The following is a 15,406-nucleotide window of genomic DNA, read 5'->3' as shown; positions in this document are numbered from 1 at the left end:
CCCCCCGCACCCCCCTCTGCCCCATCCGACCCGCCCGACTCGGTGGGCAGAGGAGTTGCCGCCACGGGGCTTCGCCCCGGACCCCACGCGGGGCTGTGCCCCTGCACCCCGGGCGGGGGCTGCGCCCCCTGCACCCCGGGCGGGGGCTGCGCCCCCCGCACCCCCCTCTGCCCCATCCGACCCGCCCGACTCGCTGGGCCAAGACCGCACCGCCACGGGGCTCCGCCCCAGACCCCACGCGGGACTGCGCCCCTGCACCCCCGGCGGGGGCTGCGCCCCGGAAGCCGGCCGGTGTTCCCTGGTGCCAGGGCCGGCACAGGCCGGCCCCGGACCGGGTGTGGGCCGGGCACCGCCCGGACCAAGCTCCGCCGGGGCCCCGGGGCAGGGCCCCGGGGCGGACCGGGACAGGCCTACCGTTCGGACTCCACCCGCTTCTTCAGCCCCGCCAGAGCCCGGTCGATGATGACCTTCTCCGCCTTGCGCTTGATCATCCCCAGCATGGGGATCTTGACGTCCACGGTCAGCCGGTACGTCACCTCGGTCGCCCCCGTGCCGGACGGCTTGAGGAGGTACGAGCCGTCCAGCGACCGCAGCATCTGGGACTTCACCAGCGTCCAGGACACCTCGTTGTCCCCGCTCCAGGTGTAGGCGAGGGTCTGGTCGTCCTTGATGGCCCCCGCGTCCATGACGAGGCGGACCTGCTCGGCACGGCCCTGGTCGTCCGTCCTGAGGACCTCCGCCTCCTTCACCTCGCCGGTCCAGTCGGGATAGCGCGCGAAGTCGGCGATCACCCCCATGACGTCGGCCGGTGCCGCCTCGATCGTGATGCTCGAGCTGGTGTGTTCCGCCATCGCCGTGGCTCCTCCGGATGCGGGCCGTCTCGCGGTCTCCCCCGGCTCGCCGGGGAGCCACGGGGGAAGGGGTCGTGGTGCGCACGTGTGTGCAGCGTGAAGGCTACCGCGCGTCCGGCCGCCGGACTCCACCCCCACCTGCGCGATCGGCCGGAACGGTCACCCTCGCGGGACCCAGGGGCGGCCGGTGCCGGCGAACACGGTCACCACTGCAGGACCCACGGCCGCCCGGTGCCGGCGAAGTGGCCCACGTTCACGCACTCGGTGACCCCGATCCGCATCCGCCGCACCAGGGGCTGGTGGACATGGCCGAAGAGCGCGTAGCGGGGGCGGGTGCGGCGGATGGCGTCCAGCAGGGCGCGGCTGCCGCGTTCGAAGCGGCGGGCGACGGTGTCGTAGACGAGCTCGGGGACCTCGGGCGGGATGTGGGTGCACAGCACGTCGACCTCGCCGACCGCCTCGATCTTGGCGGCGTACTCCTCGTCGTCGATCTCGAAGGGCGTGCGCATGGGGGTGCGCAGGCCGCCGCCGACGAAGCCGAAGACCCGGCCGCCGATCTCGACCCGCTCGCCGTCCAGCACCGTGGTGCCCTCCCGGGCGTACTCCTTCCACAGGGGCGGCATGTCGACGTTGCCGTAGGTGGCGTACGTCGGGGTGGGGAAGGCGGCGAAGAGTTCCGCGTACTGCTTGCGGACGGCCTGTTCCATCACCTGGGCGCGGTCGCCCTCGATGCCGGCCCACAGCCGGGCACCCAGTTCGCGCGCCTCGGCGAAACGGCGGGCGGTGCGCAGCTCGACGATGCGGTCGGCGTTCTCCACGCCGAACAGGTCGGGGAAGATGCCGCGCGAGTGGTCGGCGTAGTCGAGGAAAAGGATCAGGTCACCGAGGCAGATCAGCGCGTCGGCACCCTCGCCGGCTCTCGCCAGGTCGCGCACGTTGCCGTGCACGTCGCTGACCACGTGGACGCGGGTGCCGCCGTCGCGGGCGGGTGTGGGTGCCATGTCGATCAAGCGTAGGCGTGTGGGGCATACGTGAACAGTGGCGGCCGAACCTCCGGTTACTGGCCAGTCAGTTAGTGGGTCGACTACTGTGCGCGCTGGGACACAGAACCCGTGTGACCCAGCGAACATCTCGCCGGGACCCCCTGTCCTAAAAGCCATACCGGCGGGTAACGTCCGGGCAGTCCAGTCGTGCTCTGGATTTCAGCCACCGAGCCCTCGTGGTTCCCTGGGGAAGCCCTCAGCACCTGACCGAGCCTTGGACCGCACCGTCGCATCACACAACGTCGTGGCGCCGGCGCCCTATGAGGAGCAGCAGTCTTGCGCGAGTTCAGCCTTCCGGCTTTGTACGAGGTCCCTGCGGACGGCAACCTGACGGACATCGTCCGCAGAAACGCCGCGCAGCATCCCGACGTCGCCGTCATCGCGCGCAAGGTGGACGGCGCCTGGCGGGACGTCACCGCGACCGCCTTCCTGGCGGAGGTGCGCGCCGCCGCGAAGGGGCTGATCGCCTCCGGGATCCAGCCCGGCGACCGGGTGGGCCTGATGTCCCGCACGCGGTACGAGTGGACGCTGCTCGACTTCGCCATCTGGAGCGCCGGCGCGATCACCGTGCCGGTGTACGAGACCAGCTCGCCGGAACAGGTGCAGTGGATTCTCAGCGACTCCGGCGCCACCGCCTGCGTCGTGGAACTGGACAACCACGCCGCCGCGGTCGAGTCGGTGCGCGCCACCCTGCCCGCGCTGAAGAACGTCTGGCAGATCGAGGCCGGCGGGGTGGCGGAGCTCGGGCGCCTCGGACAGGGCATCAGCGACGAGGCCGTGGAGGAGCGCAGCTCGCTGGCGAAGGCCGACGATCCGGCCACCATCGTCTACACCTCCGGCACCACCGGCCGGCCCAAGGGCTGTGTGCTCACCCACCGCAGCTTCTTCGCCGAGTGCGGCAACATCGTCGAGCGGCTGCGCCCGCTCTTCCGCACCGGCGAGTGCTCGGTCCTGCTCTTCCTGCCGCTCGCGCACGTCTTCGGCCGGCTCGTGCAGATCGCCCCGATGATGGCGCCGATCAAGCTGGGCTGCGTCCCGGACATCAAGAACCTCACCGACGAGCTCGCCGCGTTCCGGCCGACGCTGGTCCTCGGCGTGCCGCGGGTCTTCGAGAAGGTCTACAACTCGGCGCGGGCCAAGGCGCAGGCGGACGGCAAGGGAAAGATCTTCGACAAGGCCGCGGACACGGCGATCGCGTACAGCAAGGCGCTGGACGCGCCCTCCGGTGTCCCGATGGGCCTGAGGATCAAGCACAAGGTCTTCGACCGGCTGGTCTACAGCAAGCTGCGCGCGGTCCTCGGCGGGCGCGGCGAGTACGCCATCTCCGGCGGGGCGCCGCTCGGCGAGCGCCTCGGGCACTTCTTCCGCGGGATCGGCTTCACGGTGCTGGAGGGCTACGGCCTGACCGAGTCCTGTGCCGCGACGGCGTTCAACCCGTGGGACCGGCAGAAGATCGGCACGGTCGGGCAGCCGCTGCCCGGCTCGGTGATCCGCATCGCCGACGACGGCGAGGTGCTGCTGCACGGCGAGCACCTGTTCAAGGAGTACTGGAACAACCCGGGCGCTACGCGCGAGGCGCTGGCCGACGGGTGGTTCCACACCGGTGACATCGGCACCCTCGACGAGGACGGCTATCTGCGGATCACCGGGCGCAAGAAGGAGATCATCGTGACGGCCGGCGGCAAGAACGTCGCCCCCGCGGTGATCGAGGACCGCATCCGGGCGCACGCGCTGGTCGCGGAGTGCATGGTGGTGGGCGACGGGCGGCCGTTCGTGGGCGCGCTGGTCACCCTGGACGAGGAGTTCCTGGCCCGCTGGTGCGCCGAGCACGGCAAGCCCGCGGGCTCCACGGCGGCCTCGCTGCGCGACGACCCGGATCTGCTCGCGGCGATCCAGGACGCGGTCGACGACGGCAACGCCGCGGTGTCGAAGGCGGAGTCGGTGCGCAAGTTCCGCGTCCTGGCCTCCCAGTTCACGGAGGAGTCCGGCCATCTGACGCCGTCGCTGAAGCTCAAGCGCAACGTGGTGGCGAAGGACTTCGCGGACGAGATCGAGGCGCTCTACGCGAAGTAGCCGCCCCGCGCGGGGCGTGTGCGATGGCGGGTCCTCCTGGGGGGACCCGCCATCGCGCGTGAGGGCGCACGGAGGCGGCGCCCCCAGGTCAGGCCCGGCCGGGGTCCGGGACGCCGCCGCTGAGCGGCCGTCCCACTCCCCGGCCCGCCCCGGGGCGCACGGCGGGCGGCCGGGGAGCCGGCCCCCGCCCGGCACGGGCTACGGCAGCCACGGGGCCGATCCGCCGCCCGGGCGGACAAGAACAGGCCGCCCGGGCCGGCCCCCGGGCGCACACACGCAGGCCATGGAGCCAATCCGCCCACGGGGCGGGTGCAACAGGCCGCGGGCCCGGCCTGCCCCCGAGCCGGCTACAGCAAGTCGCGGAGTCGGTCCGCCAGGAGGTCCCAGCGCCACTTCTCCTCCACCCACTGCCGCCCCCGCTCACCCATGCGGCGGCGCAGCGCGGCGTCCTGAAGCAGGGTCACCACGCGGTCGGCGGTCTCCTCGGGAGAGCCGCCGCGCACGACCCAGCCGGTCTCTCCGTCGAGCACGGCGTCGGGCGCGCCGCCGGAGTCCCCGGCGACGACGGGCAGCCCGGTGGCCGAGGCCTCCAGGTAGACGATGCCGAGGCCCTCGACGTCCAGGCCGCCGCGCCGGGTGCGGCACGGCATCGCGAAGACGTCGCCGGCGCCGTAGTGGGCGGGCAGCTCGGACCAGGGGACGGCGCCGGTGAACCGCACCGAGTGCCCGACCCCGGTCGCGGCCGCCAGCCGCCGGAGGTCCCGTTCGTACGGCCCGCCGCCGACGATCAGCAGCACCGTGTCCGGCTCGGCGGCCAGGATCCGCGGCATGGCCCGGATCAGGGTGTCCTGTCCCTTGCGCCGCACCAGCCGGGAGACGCACACCACGACCGGCCGGTCGGTGAGGCCGAGCCGGGCCCGTACCTCGTCCCCGCCGGAGGCGGGGTGGAAGGTCTTCTCGTCCACTCCCGGCGGCAGCTGCACCATCCGCGCCGCCGCCCCGGGCGTGAGCGCGGCGGCGATCCGGGAGCGGGTGTACTCGCCGAGGTAGGTGAGGGTGTCCGTGGAGTCGCCGATGCGGCGCAGCAGCGTGCGCGCCGCGGGCAGCTGCGCCCAGCCGGCCTCGTGCCCGTGGGTGGTGGCGACCAGCCGCTCGGCGCCCGCCCGGCGCAGCGCCGGCGCCATCAGGCCGAGCGGGGCCGCCGCCCCGAACCACACCGAGGTGCAGCCGTGCTCGCGCAGCAGCCCGGCCGCGCGCCGGGTGACCCGGGGTGTGGGCAGCAGCATCGTCGTACGGTCGCGGACCACGGTGAAGGGCTGCTCGGCGTCGAAGGCGGCCGTGGCCCGCGCGCCCTCCCGGCCGCGCTTCCACGTGGAGGCGTAGACGACCAGCCGCTCCGGGTCCAGGCGCAGCGCCATGTTGTGCAGGAACGCCTGGATGCCGCCCGGGCGGGGCGGGAAGTCGTTGGTGACGATCAGCGTCTTGTGCATCGCCGCCGACCCTATCCAACGGCGCCGTGCGGCCCGCCACGGCCGTGCCTCGTGGCCCGCGCACCGGCCGCGGGGCCATGATGGGAGGGCCCGGCGGGACCGGCCACGGGGCCGGGGCCAGGGCCGGGCCGCGGCGGGCCCGGGACGCGGACGGACAGGGGCCGAGGTGCACGAGGCGGCGCGCGGGACACGGGGCCCGGCCGGGCTGCTCGCGGCCTGGGCCCGGGCCCGGACGGCGCGGGTGCCGGCGGCCGGGACGGGGCGGGTGCCGGCGGCCGGGACGGCGCGGGTGCTCGCGGTGTGGGCCGCGACCCGGACGGTGCTGCTGCTCTTCGTGCTCGGGGTGCTCGACTTCCCCGGCCAGGACGTCACCGGCGACGTGTCGGTGATCTACCGGGGCTGGTACGAGGTGCTGCGGCAGGGCGCCTTCCCGGCCGGCGACGTGACCTGGCAGTACCCGCCCGCCGCCGCGCTCGCCGTCCTCTCCCCCGCCGCGCTGCCCTTCCTCGGCTACGCCACGGCCTTCTTCGCCCTGGCCGCGCTGGCCGATCTCGCGGTGCTGTGCCTGCTGCTGCGCGCGGCCCGGCGGCCCGGCCGCTCACCGGCGGGCGCCTGGGCGTGGACGGCGGGCGCGGTCCTGCTCGGCCCGACCCTCTACGCCCGCTACGACGTGATGGTGACCGCGGTGGCCGTCGCCGCGCTGCTCGCCGGGGAACGGCGCCCGCGTGCGCTGGGCGCGCTGGCCGCCTTCGGGGCGCTGCTGAAGGTGTGGCCGGTGCTGCTGCTGACGGGCGTGCGGGGCGCGGCCGGGCGCCGGGCGTGGACCGCGGCGGCGGCGACCGCGGCCGCCGGGCTCTCGGTGTGCGCCCTCGCCGTGCCCGGCGCGCTGTCGTTCCTGACCGCCCAGCGCGACCGGGGCACCGAGGTGGAGTCGCCGGCCGCGCTCGTCCTCCATGTGGCCCGGCACTTCGGCTGGAGCGGCCAGGTGCTGCTCAACTACGGCTCGATGGAGTTCCTCGGCCCGTACGTCGGCGTGGTCACCGCGGCCGCGCCGGTGCTGACCGGGGTCGCCCTGGGCTGGCTGCTGCTGTGGCGGGTGCGGGCCCAAGACCACGGGCCGCACACGCCGGCGGACGCCGCGTTCACGGCGGTGCTGCTGTTCACGGTGACCAGCCGGGTGCTCAGCCCGCAGTACCTGGTGTGGCTGGTGGGTCTCGGCGCGGTGTGCCTGTCCTTCCGCGACGGCCGGATGCGGCGGCCGGCCGGGCTGGTCCTGGCGGCGGCCCTCGTGACGGTGCTGGAGTTCCCGGTGTTCTTCGCGGACGTGGTGGTGAGCGACGCGCTGGGCCTCACCCTGCTGTTCCTGCGCAACGGGCTGCTCGTGGCCGCCTGCGCGGCCGCGGGCCGGGAGCTGTGGCGCGGCACGGTCCCCCGCCGCGCCGACGCCCCGGCCCCGGACCGGACCACCCGCCCCCGACAGCCCACCACGCCCTGACGACCGACCCCGCCCCGACAGCCAAGCGCGCCCCGCGGTCCGCCGGCCCACCGCGCCCCGGCGACCACCTCCGCCCTCGGGAGTCCGCCGGCCCACCGCGCCCCGGCGACCGCCCCCGCCCGCGGCAGTCCGTCAGCCGAGGTGGGCGGTGAGGTACTCGCGCCACTGCGCGGTGAAGTCCTCCAGGGTCGTGCCGAACTCGTCGCGCAGGGCGTCCTCGACCGCGCCCGAGCGTGAGCGGTGGCGGCCGACGGCCCGGTAGAAGTCGTCCAGCCGGTCCTCGCCCCACTTGTCGGCGATCATCCGGCAGGCCATCCAGCCGCCCTCGTAGGCCCGCGCCAGCCGGGTCGCGTCCCCGGCGAAGCCGAAGTCCCGGTCGGCCGGCAGCGCGCCGGGCACCTCGCCGTCGCCGACGGCGCGCTGGAGCTCGGGCGCGGCGTCCTGCGGTGTGCGCCCGGTGTCCCGGTAGCCGACCCAGTCGGCGTACCCCTCGGACAGCCACAGGGGGGTGGCCGCGTTGGTGTGGGCGCGGGTGGCGACGTGCGTGGTCTCGTGGGTGAGGACGACCTGCCTGCCCAGCGAGCCGAGCATGCCGTAGGCGTCGGGGTTGAGGACGACCCGGTCCGCGGGCGCCCGTCCGGAGCCTCCGGCCTCGCCCGTGGTGACGGCGGCGATCCCCCGGTAGCTGGAGGCGGGCGAGCCGAGCAGCGCGGCCATCTGCTCCAGGGAGCCGGGGACCAGGACGACGACGTGCCGGCTCCAGTCCGTGCCCCAGGCCCGCGAGACGGCGGGCACCGCGCGGTCGGCGAGGCCGGCGTAGCCGCGCAGGGCCGCGTCGTCCTGCCCCACCCCGAGGACGAGGCTGCGCCGTCCCCGGACGACCGAGACCGCGCCCTGGTCCCACAGCTGCTGGGCGGCCTTCGCCCGGGGCCGCTCGGAGTCGACCCGCCACTTCCCGTCGGGGCCGGTGGACAGCGTCAGGGTGCGTCCGGCGGTGACGGGCGCCCGGTCGTAGCCGGTCACCCGGTAGCGCAGGTCGGCCTCGGCGGTGGCCCGGCTCCCGCTGCGGCGCAGCGCGGTCAGGCGGTAGGACCAGGTGGTGAACGGCACGGCCTTGAGGTTCGCGTAGGGCGCGCGGGCGCCGGTGGCGGCGTAGGCCGCGGGGTCGTGGTGCAGGACGGCCGCCGCCCGCCGGTCCAGCAGCCGCTGCACCTGCTCCCGCGCGAGGTCGGACGCCGACGGCCCGCCGCACGACACCAGGGAGGACAGCAGCAGGCCCGCCGCGAGCACCGCGGGCCCCGATGTCCGCCTTCGACCAGCCATTTCCCGATCGTACGGCGGGGCGGGGGCGGACGTCAGACCCTGGTGACCGACGAGATCGGCATCATGTTCACCGGGTCGTAGCGCACGGGGGCGCCCGGATAGGGCGCGTGGATCACCCGGCCGTGGCCCGCGTACATGGCGATGTGGCCGGCGTCGGAGCGGTAGGCGACGAGGTCGCCGGGCCGGGCCTGGGACAGTGGGATGCGCCGGCCGGCGTACCGCTGCTCCTGCGAGGTGCGCGGCAGGTGCACGCCCGCCTGCCGGTACGCCCACTGCGTCAGGCCGGAACAGTCGAACCCGGAGGGGCCGTTGGCGCCCCAGACGTAGGGGCGGCCGAGGGCGGAGCGGGCGGCGGCCACCGCGGCGGCGGCACGCCCCGAGGCGGCCGGGCCGTCGTCGAGGCCGTACAGGAAGTCGTCGCGGCCGGTGCGGGAGGCCCGGGCGTAGGCGGCGCGCTCGGCCGGGGACAGGGAGTTGAGCAGCCGCCGCGCGCGGGCCAGCTTCTGCTCCACGGTGCGCTTGTGGGCGGCGACGGACCCGTGGGTCCTTCTCAGCTCGGTGAGGGCGCGGGTGGCCTCGGCCCGCTCCTGGGCCAGTTCGCGGACGGCCCGCCGCAGGTCCCTCAGCTCGCCGGCCTGCTGGGCGCCGATCCGGTCCAGCGCCATCGCCCGCTCGAGGTAGTCCGCCGGGTCGCGGGCGAACAGCAGCGCCAGGGAGGGGTCGAGGCCGCCGGAGCGGTACTGGGCCCCGGCCAGCGAACCGAGCGACTCCCTCAGGGTGTTGACCCGCAGCTGGTGCCGGGCGATGCGGTCCTGGGAGTCCCGCACCCGGCGGCGCAGCTCACCGGCGCGCTCACCGGCCTTGTCGTAGGCCTCGGTCGCCTTCTCGGCCTCCTGGTAGAGGCGGTCCACCTCGGCGCGGGTGTCGCCGTGCGGGGCGGCGACGGCGGTGGTGACCGGTACGGCGGCGACGGCCGCCGCCGCGGCGGACAGGACGCCGAACGCGGCGCCGGCGCCCCGGTCGAGGCCGGACGGTGCAAGGCGGCGATGGGACCCCACGGGAAGCCGTACTCCCTCCACTGGCGGACACGTCGATCCCCCCGCGCCGGGACGCGGACGCGCCCCGGCCGTGGGGGGAAACGCGCCAGACAGTAGCCGCGCGGGCACGCCGCGGCCAAAGAGCCACGGGGGCGCACTCGGGGGCACACAGCGCGGCGCCCCGCCTCTGACGCAGGTCATCGGCGGGGCGCGGGGTCAGCGCGGATTCTCGTGATTCGCCCGTTCGGGCGGCACGGAACCTTGATCCGCGAGGGTCCCGGGCGCCGGTCCGCGGGAGGTCGCGGACGCGGGCCGGCGGGAGGTCGCGGGACGGCTCGCGGTCGTCAGATGCGGACGCCGAACTGGAACGGCATGTTGCTGATCGACTCGTAGCGCACGACGGTGCCGGTGCGCGGGGCGTGCAGCACCTGGCCGTTGCCCGCGTACAGGCCGACGTGGTGCAGGTCGCCGTAGAACAGGACCAGGTCGCCGACCTGGAGCTGGCTCTGCGAGTAGATGCGGGTGCCGGCGTTGGCCTGGGCCTGGGAGGTGCGCGGGATGGACACCCCGGCCTGGGCGTAGGCCCAGGAGGTCAGGCCCGAGCAGTCGAAGGAGGAGGGGCCGGTGGCGCCGTAGACGTACGGCGAGCCGATCTTGCTCTGGGCGGCGGAGAAGGCGGCGCCCGCCCGGCCGGACGCGGCCGGGGTGTTGCTGTTGATCACGCTGCGCTCGCTGGCGCGGCTGGCCCGGCTCTGCTCGGCGGCGAGCGCCGCCTTCTCCTTGGCCGTCAGGGAGTTGAGGAGCTTCTGCGCCTCGGCGAGCTTGCTCTGGACTTCCTTCTTCTTCTTGCCCAGCTCGGTGCGGGTGGAGGCGAGGTCCTCCAGCTTCTCGGTGGCTTCCGCCCGCTCCTGGGCGAGTTCGCGCTGTTTGTCCTGGATCTTCTTCAGCGCGTCGACCTGCTGGCCGCTCAACTGGTCGAGCGTGGAGGCCTTGTCGAGGTAGTCGTCCGGGTCGGCGGACAGGAAGAGCTGGAGCGAGGGGTCGAGGCCGCCCGAGCGGTACTGGCCGGCCGCGAGCGAACCGAGGCTGTCGCGCAGCTTGTTCAGCTCCTGCTGGCCGCGGGCCACGTTGTCCTGGATGCCGGAGATCTCCTTCTGGAGCTTCTCCTGCTTCTCCTTGGCCCCGTTGTACTTCTCGGTGGCCTGCTCCGCCTGCTCGTAGAGTGCGTCGACCTTTGACTTGACCTCGTTCTTGCTCGGCTTCGCGCTCGGGGCGGCGTTGGCCGCCTGGGCGCTGATGGCCACGGCGGCAGCCGCTGCGGTGGTGAGCACGGTCACACGTGCGCGACTCGGCTGCTTGGGTCGACGGTGGGACGCCACGGAAGCGAGCTCCTTCTTCTGAGTGATCACCCGCTCGGAGGTTCGACGCCTGACCTTAGTGACCTCATCGTGATGAGTTCAAATCCTCACACCAAAAAATCCCATCACGCAATGCATTCTTTGCACTCAACTCACAAGGGGTGAAGTGAGGTTGACGCTGGGTGCCGTGACGATCCCGCCAATTCGGGCATTAAACCTCTACGTTGGGATTGCGGCGCTGAATGCCGTTTGCCCGATTTACGGCGTGGAAAAGGAAGCACGGTTCGCGGCGCCGCCCCGGCGGCGGGCGGTTCCGCGCGCCGCCGTCAGCCGCGGGACAGACGCTTCAGCAGCACCGCCGAAGCCACCGGCCGCGCCCCCGCCTTCGCGATCCCGTCGGCCACCTCGCGGTCGGTGGAGGCGACGATGACCGGCCGGCCGGGCGGCTCGGCGCGCACCAGCTGGCGGATCAGCTCGTCGGCGGTGACGCCCGGCTTGGAGAACAGCACCCGCACCCCGCGCGGCGGCGCGAGCAGCACCGGCGCGGCCAGCTCGGCGCCGTCGAAGACACAGGTGACCTCGGCGCCGGTCTGCGCGGCGAGCTGCGAGAGCTGCCCGAGCAACCGCAGCCGCTGCTTCTCCAGCGGCATCTGCGGATAGCCGGTCTTGGTGACGTTGTAGCCGTCGACGACCAGATGGGCCTGCGGCAGCGCGAGCAACTGGTCGAGGATCGCCGGGTCGTGCTCGGACAGCGCCCGGGCGGCGATGTCCTTCGGCGTCATCCGTCCCGGCTCCACCGCGTCGACGGTCTCGGCGGGCCGTACCGACACCGGCGGCAGGGCGAGTTCCCGGCGCAGCCCCTGGGCCGCGTCGAGCACGGTGTCCAGCAGCAGCCGTACCCGCATGTCCTCCACGCTGCGCCCCTCACGGGCCGCTCTGCGGGTGGCCTCCAGGGCCGACTCCGCCTCGGCCAGCCGCGCCCTGAGCCGGCGGCTCTCGCTCTCCGCGGCCGACGTCTGCGCCTGGCCCTCGGCGCGCACCGCCTCGATCTCGTCGCGCACCTTGCGCAGCGCGGCCTCGCCGCGCCGGACGTCGCTGAGCGCCGCGCGCAGTTTGCGGTGCAGCGCCTCGGACTCCTTCTTCGCCGCGTCCAGCTCGGCGCGCAGCCGCTCGGTCTCGGCGCGCGTCTGGTCGCGGGCGGCGGCGAGCTCCGCGCGCAGCCGCTCCAGCTCCGCGCGGCTCTCCTCGCCGACGCGTTCGGCGTGCGCCCGCTGGGCCTCCTCGCCGGCCGCGGTGACCAGCTTGACCCAGCCCGCCGGGCGCAGAACATAGGCCGCGGCCGCCACGTCGAGCGGGTCCGCGGCCGGGGGCGGCGAGCCGGAGTCGAGGGCGCCGGACAGCTCCGGCTGGGTCTCTCTGAACTTCTCCCCGACGCGCTGCCGGAAGAGCGGGTCGGTCTCCAGCGCGGACGCCATCGCGTTGCCGGCGAACTTCGCGCGGCGGTTGGGCGCGAACCGGGCGTACTGCCGCAGCTGCGCCGGCAGCTCGGCGACCGTCAGCGCGCCGAAGGCGTCCGAGACGATCTGCACGATCCGCCGGCGCACCCCGTCGGGCAGCGGACGGTCGAGCACCTCAGCGGCGCCGTCGGCCGGCTCCCCGCCTTGTGTCTGCGCCATCCGTCACCCCAATGCCTACGCGGCCCCTCGGGGGGCCACCCGTGCCGGCCGCCTCCGCTCAGGAGCCGGCGCCCGGCCTGTCCACGAGTTCCACCTGGTCCACGGCGTTGCACCAGCGGCAGCGCACCGACTCGATGGTCTCATTGACCACCTCGCGCTCCTCCACCTTGGGCTCTCCGGCCAGGTCGAGGTGGACGTACTCGACGACCTTCGACGAGCGCGTCACGTCGAAGCGGGTGAGGTTGCCGCAGAGGGTGCAGCGCCACCGCGTCGTGGCGGTCGGCAGGGGAACCGTCATCGTGAGTGTTCGCTTTCCTTCTAGTCTCCGTGACGCGCCAGCTTCCCTGGGCGTGTGGCTCGTAACCCTACGGCCTGGCGGCGACTCGCCGCCCGGGTGTCCACGGCGGCGAGGCGGTCTGTGCTGGTGCGCCCCGTTACGCCATGCTCTGTGCACATGATCGGCGACCGGGGCCGCGCGAGGGCGGCGACAAGGGCGGTGCGGGCGGCGCGGGCGGTGCTGACCGTGCCGGCGCCGGTGACGTGTGCCCTGATCGTCCTGTGCTGTCTGGTCTTCGTGGCCGGACCGGCGTCGGGGCTGGACCCGGGTCACGGCACCGGCGGCCGGCTGCTGCTCGCCCAGCGGGCCTACTTCCGCCGCTGGGGCGTGATCCCCGCCGACCTGTTCACCGGCGCCCCGCGGGCCGCCCTCACCCCGGTGACGGCCCTGTTCGTGCACGGCAGCTGGGTGCATCTGTTCGGCAACATGCTCTTCCTCCACGTCTTCGGGGCGATGACCGAGAGGCGCATGGGCCGCGTGCGGTTCACGCTGTTCTACGTCGGCTGCGGCTACCTCGCCCTGCTGGGGTACGCCGCCGCCCACGCCACGTCGGAGCAGACCCTGGTGGGTGCCTCGGGGGCGATCTCGGCGGTCCTCGGCGCGTTCCTGTACCTGTTCCCCCGGGCCCGGGTGACCAGTCTCTTCCCGTTCCTGTTCTTCCTGCCGCTGCGCTTTCCCGCCTGGGTGGTGCTGCCCTTCTGGGCGGTGCTGCAGTGGCTGGCCGCCGGCCGCGCGGCCCAGGGGCCGGGCGTGGCCTACCTCGCCCATGTGGTGGGCTTCGGCCTGGGCTTCGCCTACGCGTGGGTGCGGTTCGGCGGCGGGACTAGAGTGAGGGTCACCCCTGCTCCGGCCCCCGAGGGAGAGAACCAGCCGTGATCACCGCGATCGTGCTCATCAAGACCAGCGTGGACCGGATCCCCGAGATCGCCGAGCAGATCGCCTCGCTGGACAGCGTCAGTGAGGTCTTCTCCGTGACGGGGACCTACGACCTGATCGCCATGGTCCGGGTGCGACAGCACGAGGACCTCGCGGAGGTCATCCCCGGCCGGATCAGCAAGATCCCCGGCGTGCTGGGCACGGACACCCACGTGGCCTTCCGCACCTACTCGCAGCACGACCTGGAGGCGGCGTTCGCCATCGGCCTGGACTCCTGACACCGGGCCCGGCCGTCCGGGCGGACACCGCCTCCGCGGGGCCTCACCGCCTCCGCAGGGCCTCACCGGCTCCGTGGGGGGCCTCACCGCCTCCGCGGGGCCTCACCGCCTCCGCGGGGCCTCACCGGCTCCGTGGGGGGCCTCACCGGCTCCGTTGCCGGCCCCGGTCACACGGCCGGCACGCAGCGGCCGTCCTGGGTGCGGTAGCGCCACTTCGCGCCGTACCGGACCAGTTCCCGCACCGCCCCCAGGAAGCGCTCGATGTGCTCGTCGGGGGTGCCGGCCCCGAAGCTGACGCGGACGGCGTCGAGGGAGCCGCCCGACGGCGCGTCCCCGGGCGCGCCGCACTCGCCCGCCTCGCGCGGGCCGGCGCCCAGCAGGGTGCGCACCAGGGGGTGGGCGCAGAACAGGCCGTCCCGGACGCCGATGCCGTACTCGGCCGACAGCGCGGCGGCGAAGTGGGAGCTGTTCCAGCCCTCCACCACGAAGGAGATCACGCCGACCCGCGGGGCGTCGTCGCCGAACAGGGAGAGCACCTTCACCCCGGGCACGCCGGCCAGGCCCTCCCGCACCGCGCGGACCAGCTGCCGCTCGCGTGCCACCAGGGTGTCGAACCCGGCCTCGGTCAGCGCCCTGCACGCGGAGGCGATGGCGTGGGCGCCGATCACGTTCGGGGAGCCGGCCTCGTGGCGCGCGGCGCCCTCGTGCCACTCCACGTCCACTCCCCCGTCGGCGCGCCGGGTGACCCGGCGGCTGGCGCCGCCGCCCGCGAGATACGGCTCGGCCTCGCGCAGCCAGTCGGGGCGGCCGGCCAGGACGCCGGAGCCGAAGGGGGCGTACAGCTTGTGGCCGGAGAAGGCGACCCAGTCGACGTCCAGGTCGCGCACGCTCACCGGGTGGTGCGGGGCCAGCTGGGCCGCGTCCAGCACGATGCGGGCGCCGTGCGCGTGGGCGGCGGCGGCCAGTTCGCGCACCGGCCACAGCTCGCCGGTGACGTTGGAGGCGCCGGTGACGCAGACCAGGGCCGGGGCGTGGGGGTCGCGGCCGGCCAGAGCCCGCTCCAGGGCCCGCACCGCCTGGCGCGGGGAGCGCGGGGCGTCGAGGCAGGTGACGTGCGCGCCCTGCCACGGCAGCAGGGCGGCGTGGTGCTCGGTCTCGAAGACGAACACCTGGCAGCCGGCCGGGAGGGCGTGGGCGAGCAGGTTGAGGGAGTCGGTGGTGGACCGGGTGAAGACCACCTGGTCCCCGGCGCGGCAGCCGAGGAACTCCGCGACCGTCGCCCGGGCGTTCTCGAACAGGTCGGTGGACAGCTGGGAGAGGTGGCCGGCGCCGCGGTGGACGCTGCCGTAGTACGGCGCGTACGCCGCCACGTCGTCCCAGACGCGCTGCAGCGCGGGGGCGCTGGCGGCGTAGTCGAGCGCGGCGTAGGTGACCTCGCCGCCGGTCACGAGCGGCACGGTGACGTCCCGTCCGAGGACGGGCAGCGGGGCGTGGGTGGTACGGCAGGCGGCGACGGTGGAAACGGACATGCTGAACTCCCGTGGGGCAGGCCGGCGTCACCGCGCGAGC

13 protein-coding genes are annotated in these 15,406 nt (G+C 74.5%); 4 read left to right on the top strand and 9 right to left on the bottom strand.

Features of this window, described 5'->3' with window-relative positions:
- Nucleotides 1-410 precede the first annotated feature (410 nt).
- Both ACI2LW_RS15125 and ACI2LW_RS15120 read right to left on the bottom strand, forming a co-directional pair.
- Complete coding sequence (locus ACI2LW_RS15125) at nucleotides 411-851, bottom strand: SRPBCC family protein (protein WP_404731626.1); 441 nt, start codon at nucleotides 849-851, stop codon at nucleotides 411-413.
- Between the two features lie 203 nt (nucleotides 852-1,054).
- Complete coding sequence (locus tag ACI2LW_RS15120) at nucleotides 1,055-1,852, bottom strand: metallophosphoesterase (RefSeq protein ID WP_404731625.1); 798 nt, start codon at nucleotides 1,850-1,852, stop codon at nucleotides 1,055-1,057.
- Nucleotides 1,853-2,170: 318 nt separating this feature from the next.
- On the opposite strand from ACI2LW_RS15120, the gene ACI2LW_RS15115 reads away from it, so the two are divergent.
- A complete protein-coding gene (locus tag ACI2LW_RS15115) occupies nucleotides 2,171-3,967 on the top strand; it encodes an AMP-dependent synthetase/ligase (RefSeq protein ID WP_404731624.1) in 1,797 nt (598 codons plus the stop codon).
- 347 nt (nucleotides 3,968-4,314) lie between these two features.
- Here the strand turns inward: ACI2LW_RS15115 and ACI2LW_RS15110 are convergent, their stop codons facing one another.
- Entirely contained in the window at nucleotides 4,315-5,457 is a 1,143-nt protein-coding gene (locus ACI2LW_RS15110; RefSeq protein ID WP_404731623.1) for a glycosyltransferase family 4 protein, read from the bottom strand.
- Between the two features lie 241 nt (nucleotides 5,458-5,698).
- Between ACI2LW_RS15110 and ACI2LW_RS15105 the strand changes: the two genes are divergently transcribed.
- Nucleotides 5,699-6,952, top strand: a complete 1,254-nt coding sequence (locus ACI2LW_RS15105) for a glycosyltransferase 87 family protein (protein ID WP_404731634.1) — start codon at nucleotides 5,699-5,701, stop codon at nucleotides 6,950-6,952.
- 132 nt (nucleotides 6,953-7,084) lie between these two features.
- Here the strand turns inward: ACI2LW_RS15105 and ACI2LW_RS15100 are convergent, their stop codons facing one another.
- The 5 genes from ACI2LW_RS15100 to ACI2LW_RS15080 form a co-directional block, all read right to left on the bottom strand.
- Nucleotides 7,085-8,275 carry a hypothetical protein gene (locus ACI2LW_RS15100; RefSeq protein WP_404731622.1) on the bottom strand — a complete coding sequence of 397 codons (1,191 nt, stop codon included), beginning with the start codon at nucleotides 8,273-8,275 and terminating at the stop codon, nucleotides 7,085-7,087.
- 32 nt (nucleotides 8,276-8,307) lie between these two features.
- Nucleotides 8,308-9,333, bottom strand: coding sequence for an NlpC/P60 family protein (locus tag ACI2LW_RS15095; RefSeq protein WP_404731621.1), 1,026 nt, complete (start codon nucleotides 9,331-9,333; stop codon nucleotides 8,308-8,310).
- A 323-nt stretch (nucleotides 9,334-9,656) separates the two neighbouring features.
- Nucleotides 9,657-10,691 (bottom strand): NlpC/P60 family protein, encoded by a 1,035-nt coding sequence (locus ACI2LW_RS15090; RefSeq protein WP_404731620.1) that lies wholly within the window; start codon nucleotides 10,689-10,691, stop codon nucleotides 9,657-9,659.
- Between the two features lie 305 nt (nucleotides 10,692-10,996).
- A complete protein-coding gene (locus ACI2LW_RS15085) occupies nucleotides 10,997-12,346 on the bottom strand; it encodes an NYN domain-containing protein (protein ID WP_404731619.1) in 1,350 nt (449 codons plus the stop codon).
- 58 nt (nucleotides 12,347-12,404) lie between these two features.
- Nucleotides 12,405-12,644 (bottom strand): hypothetical protein, encoded by a 240-nt coding sequence (locus ACI2LW_RS15080; protein WP_093718578.1) that lies wholly within the window; start codon nucleotides 12,642-12,644, stop codon nucleotides 12,405-12,407.
- Nucleotides 12,645-12,800: 156 nt separating this feature from the next.
- Between ACI2LW_RS15080 and ACI2LW_RS15075 the strand changes: the two genes are divergently transcribed.
- Together ACI2LW_RS15075 and ACI2LW_RS15070 are read left to right on the top strand one after the other, a co-directional pair.
- The gene (locus tag ACI2LW_RS15075) at nucleotides 12,801-13,559 is read left to right on the top strand and encodes a rhomboid family intramembrane serine protease (RefSeq protein WP_404731618.1); all 759 of its coding nucleotides are present in this window, start codon (nucleotides 12,801-12,803) and stop codon (nucleotides 13,557-13,559) included.
- Nucleotides 13,556-13,837, top strand: a complete 282-nt coding sequence (locus tag ACI2LW_RS15070; protein WP_190175723.1) for an Lrp/AsnC family transcriptional regulator — start codon at nucleotides 13,556-13,558, stop codon at nucleotides 13,835-13,837. Before ACI2LW_RS15075 ends, ACI2LW_RS15070 begins: the two co-directional genes overlap by 4 nt.
- Nucleotides 13,838-14,004: 167 nt before the next feature.
- Here ACI2LW_RS15070 and ACI2LW_RS15065 read toward each other — a convergent pair whose 3' ends face one another.
- Nucleotides 14,005-15,366, bottom strand: a complete 1,362-nt coding sequence (locus ACI2LW_RS15065) for an aminotransferase class V-fold PLP-dependent enzyme (protein ID WP_404731617.1) — start codon at nucleotides 15,364-15,366, stop codon at nucleotides 14,005-14,007.
- Nucleotides 15,367-15,406 lie beyond the last annotated feature (40 nt).

This window comes from Streptomyces sp. NPDC004065 (genome assembly GCF_044903565.1).
In the GTDB taxonomy this organism is placed as follows: Bacteria; Actinomycetota; Actinomycetes; order Streptomycetales; family Streptomycetaceae; genus Streptomyces.
This window is presented reverse-complemented; position numbering and strand designations above follow the sequence as displayed.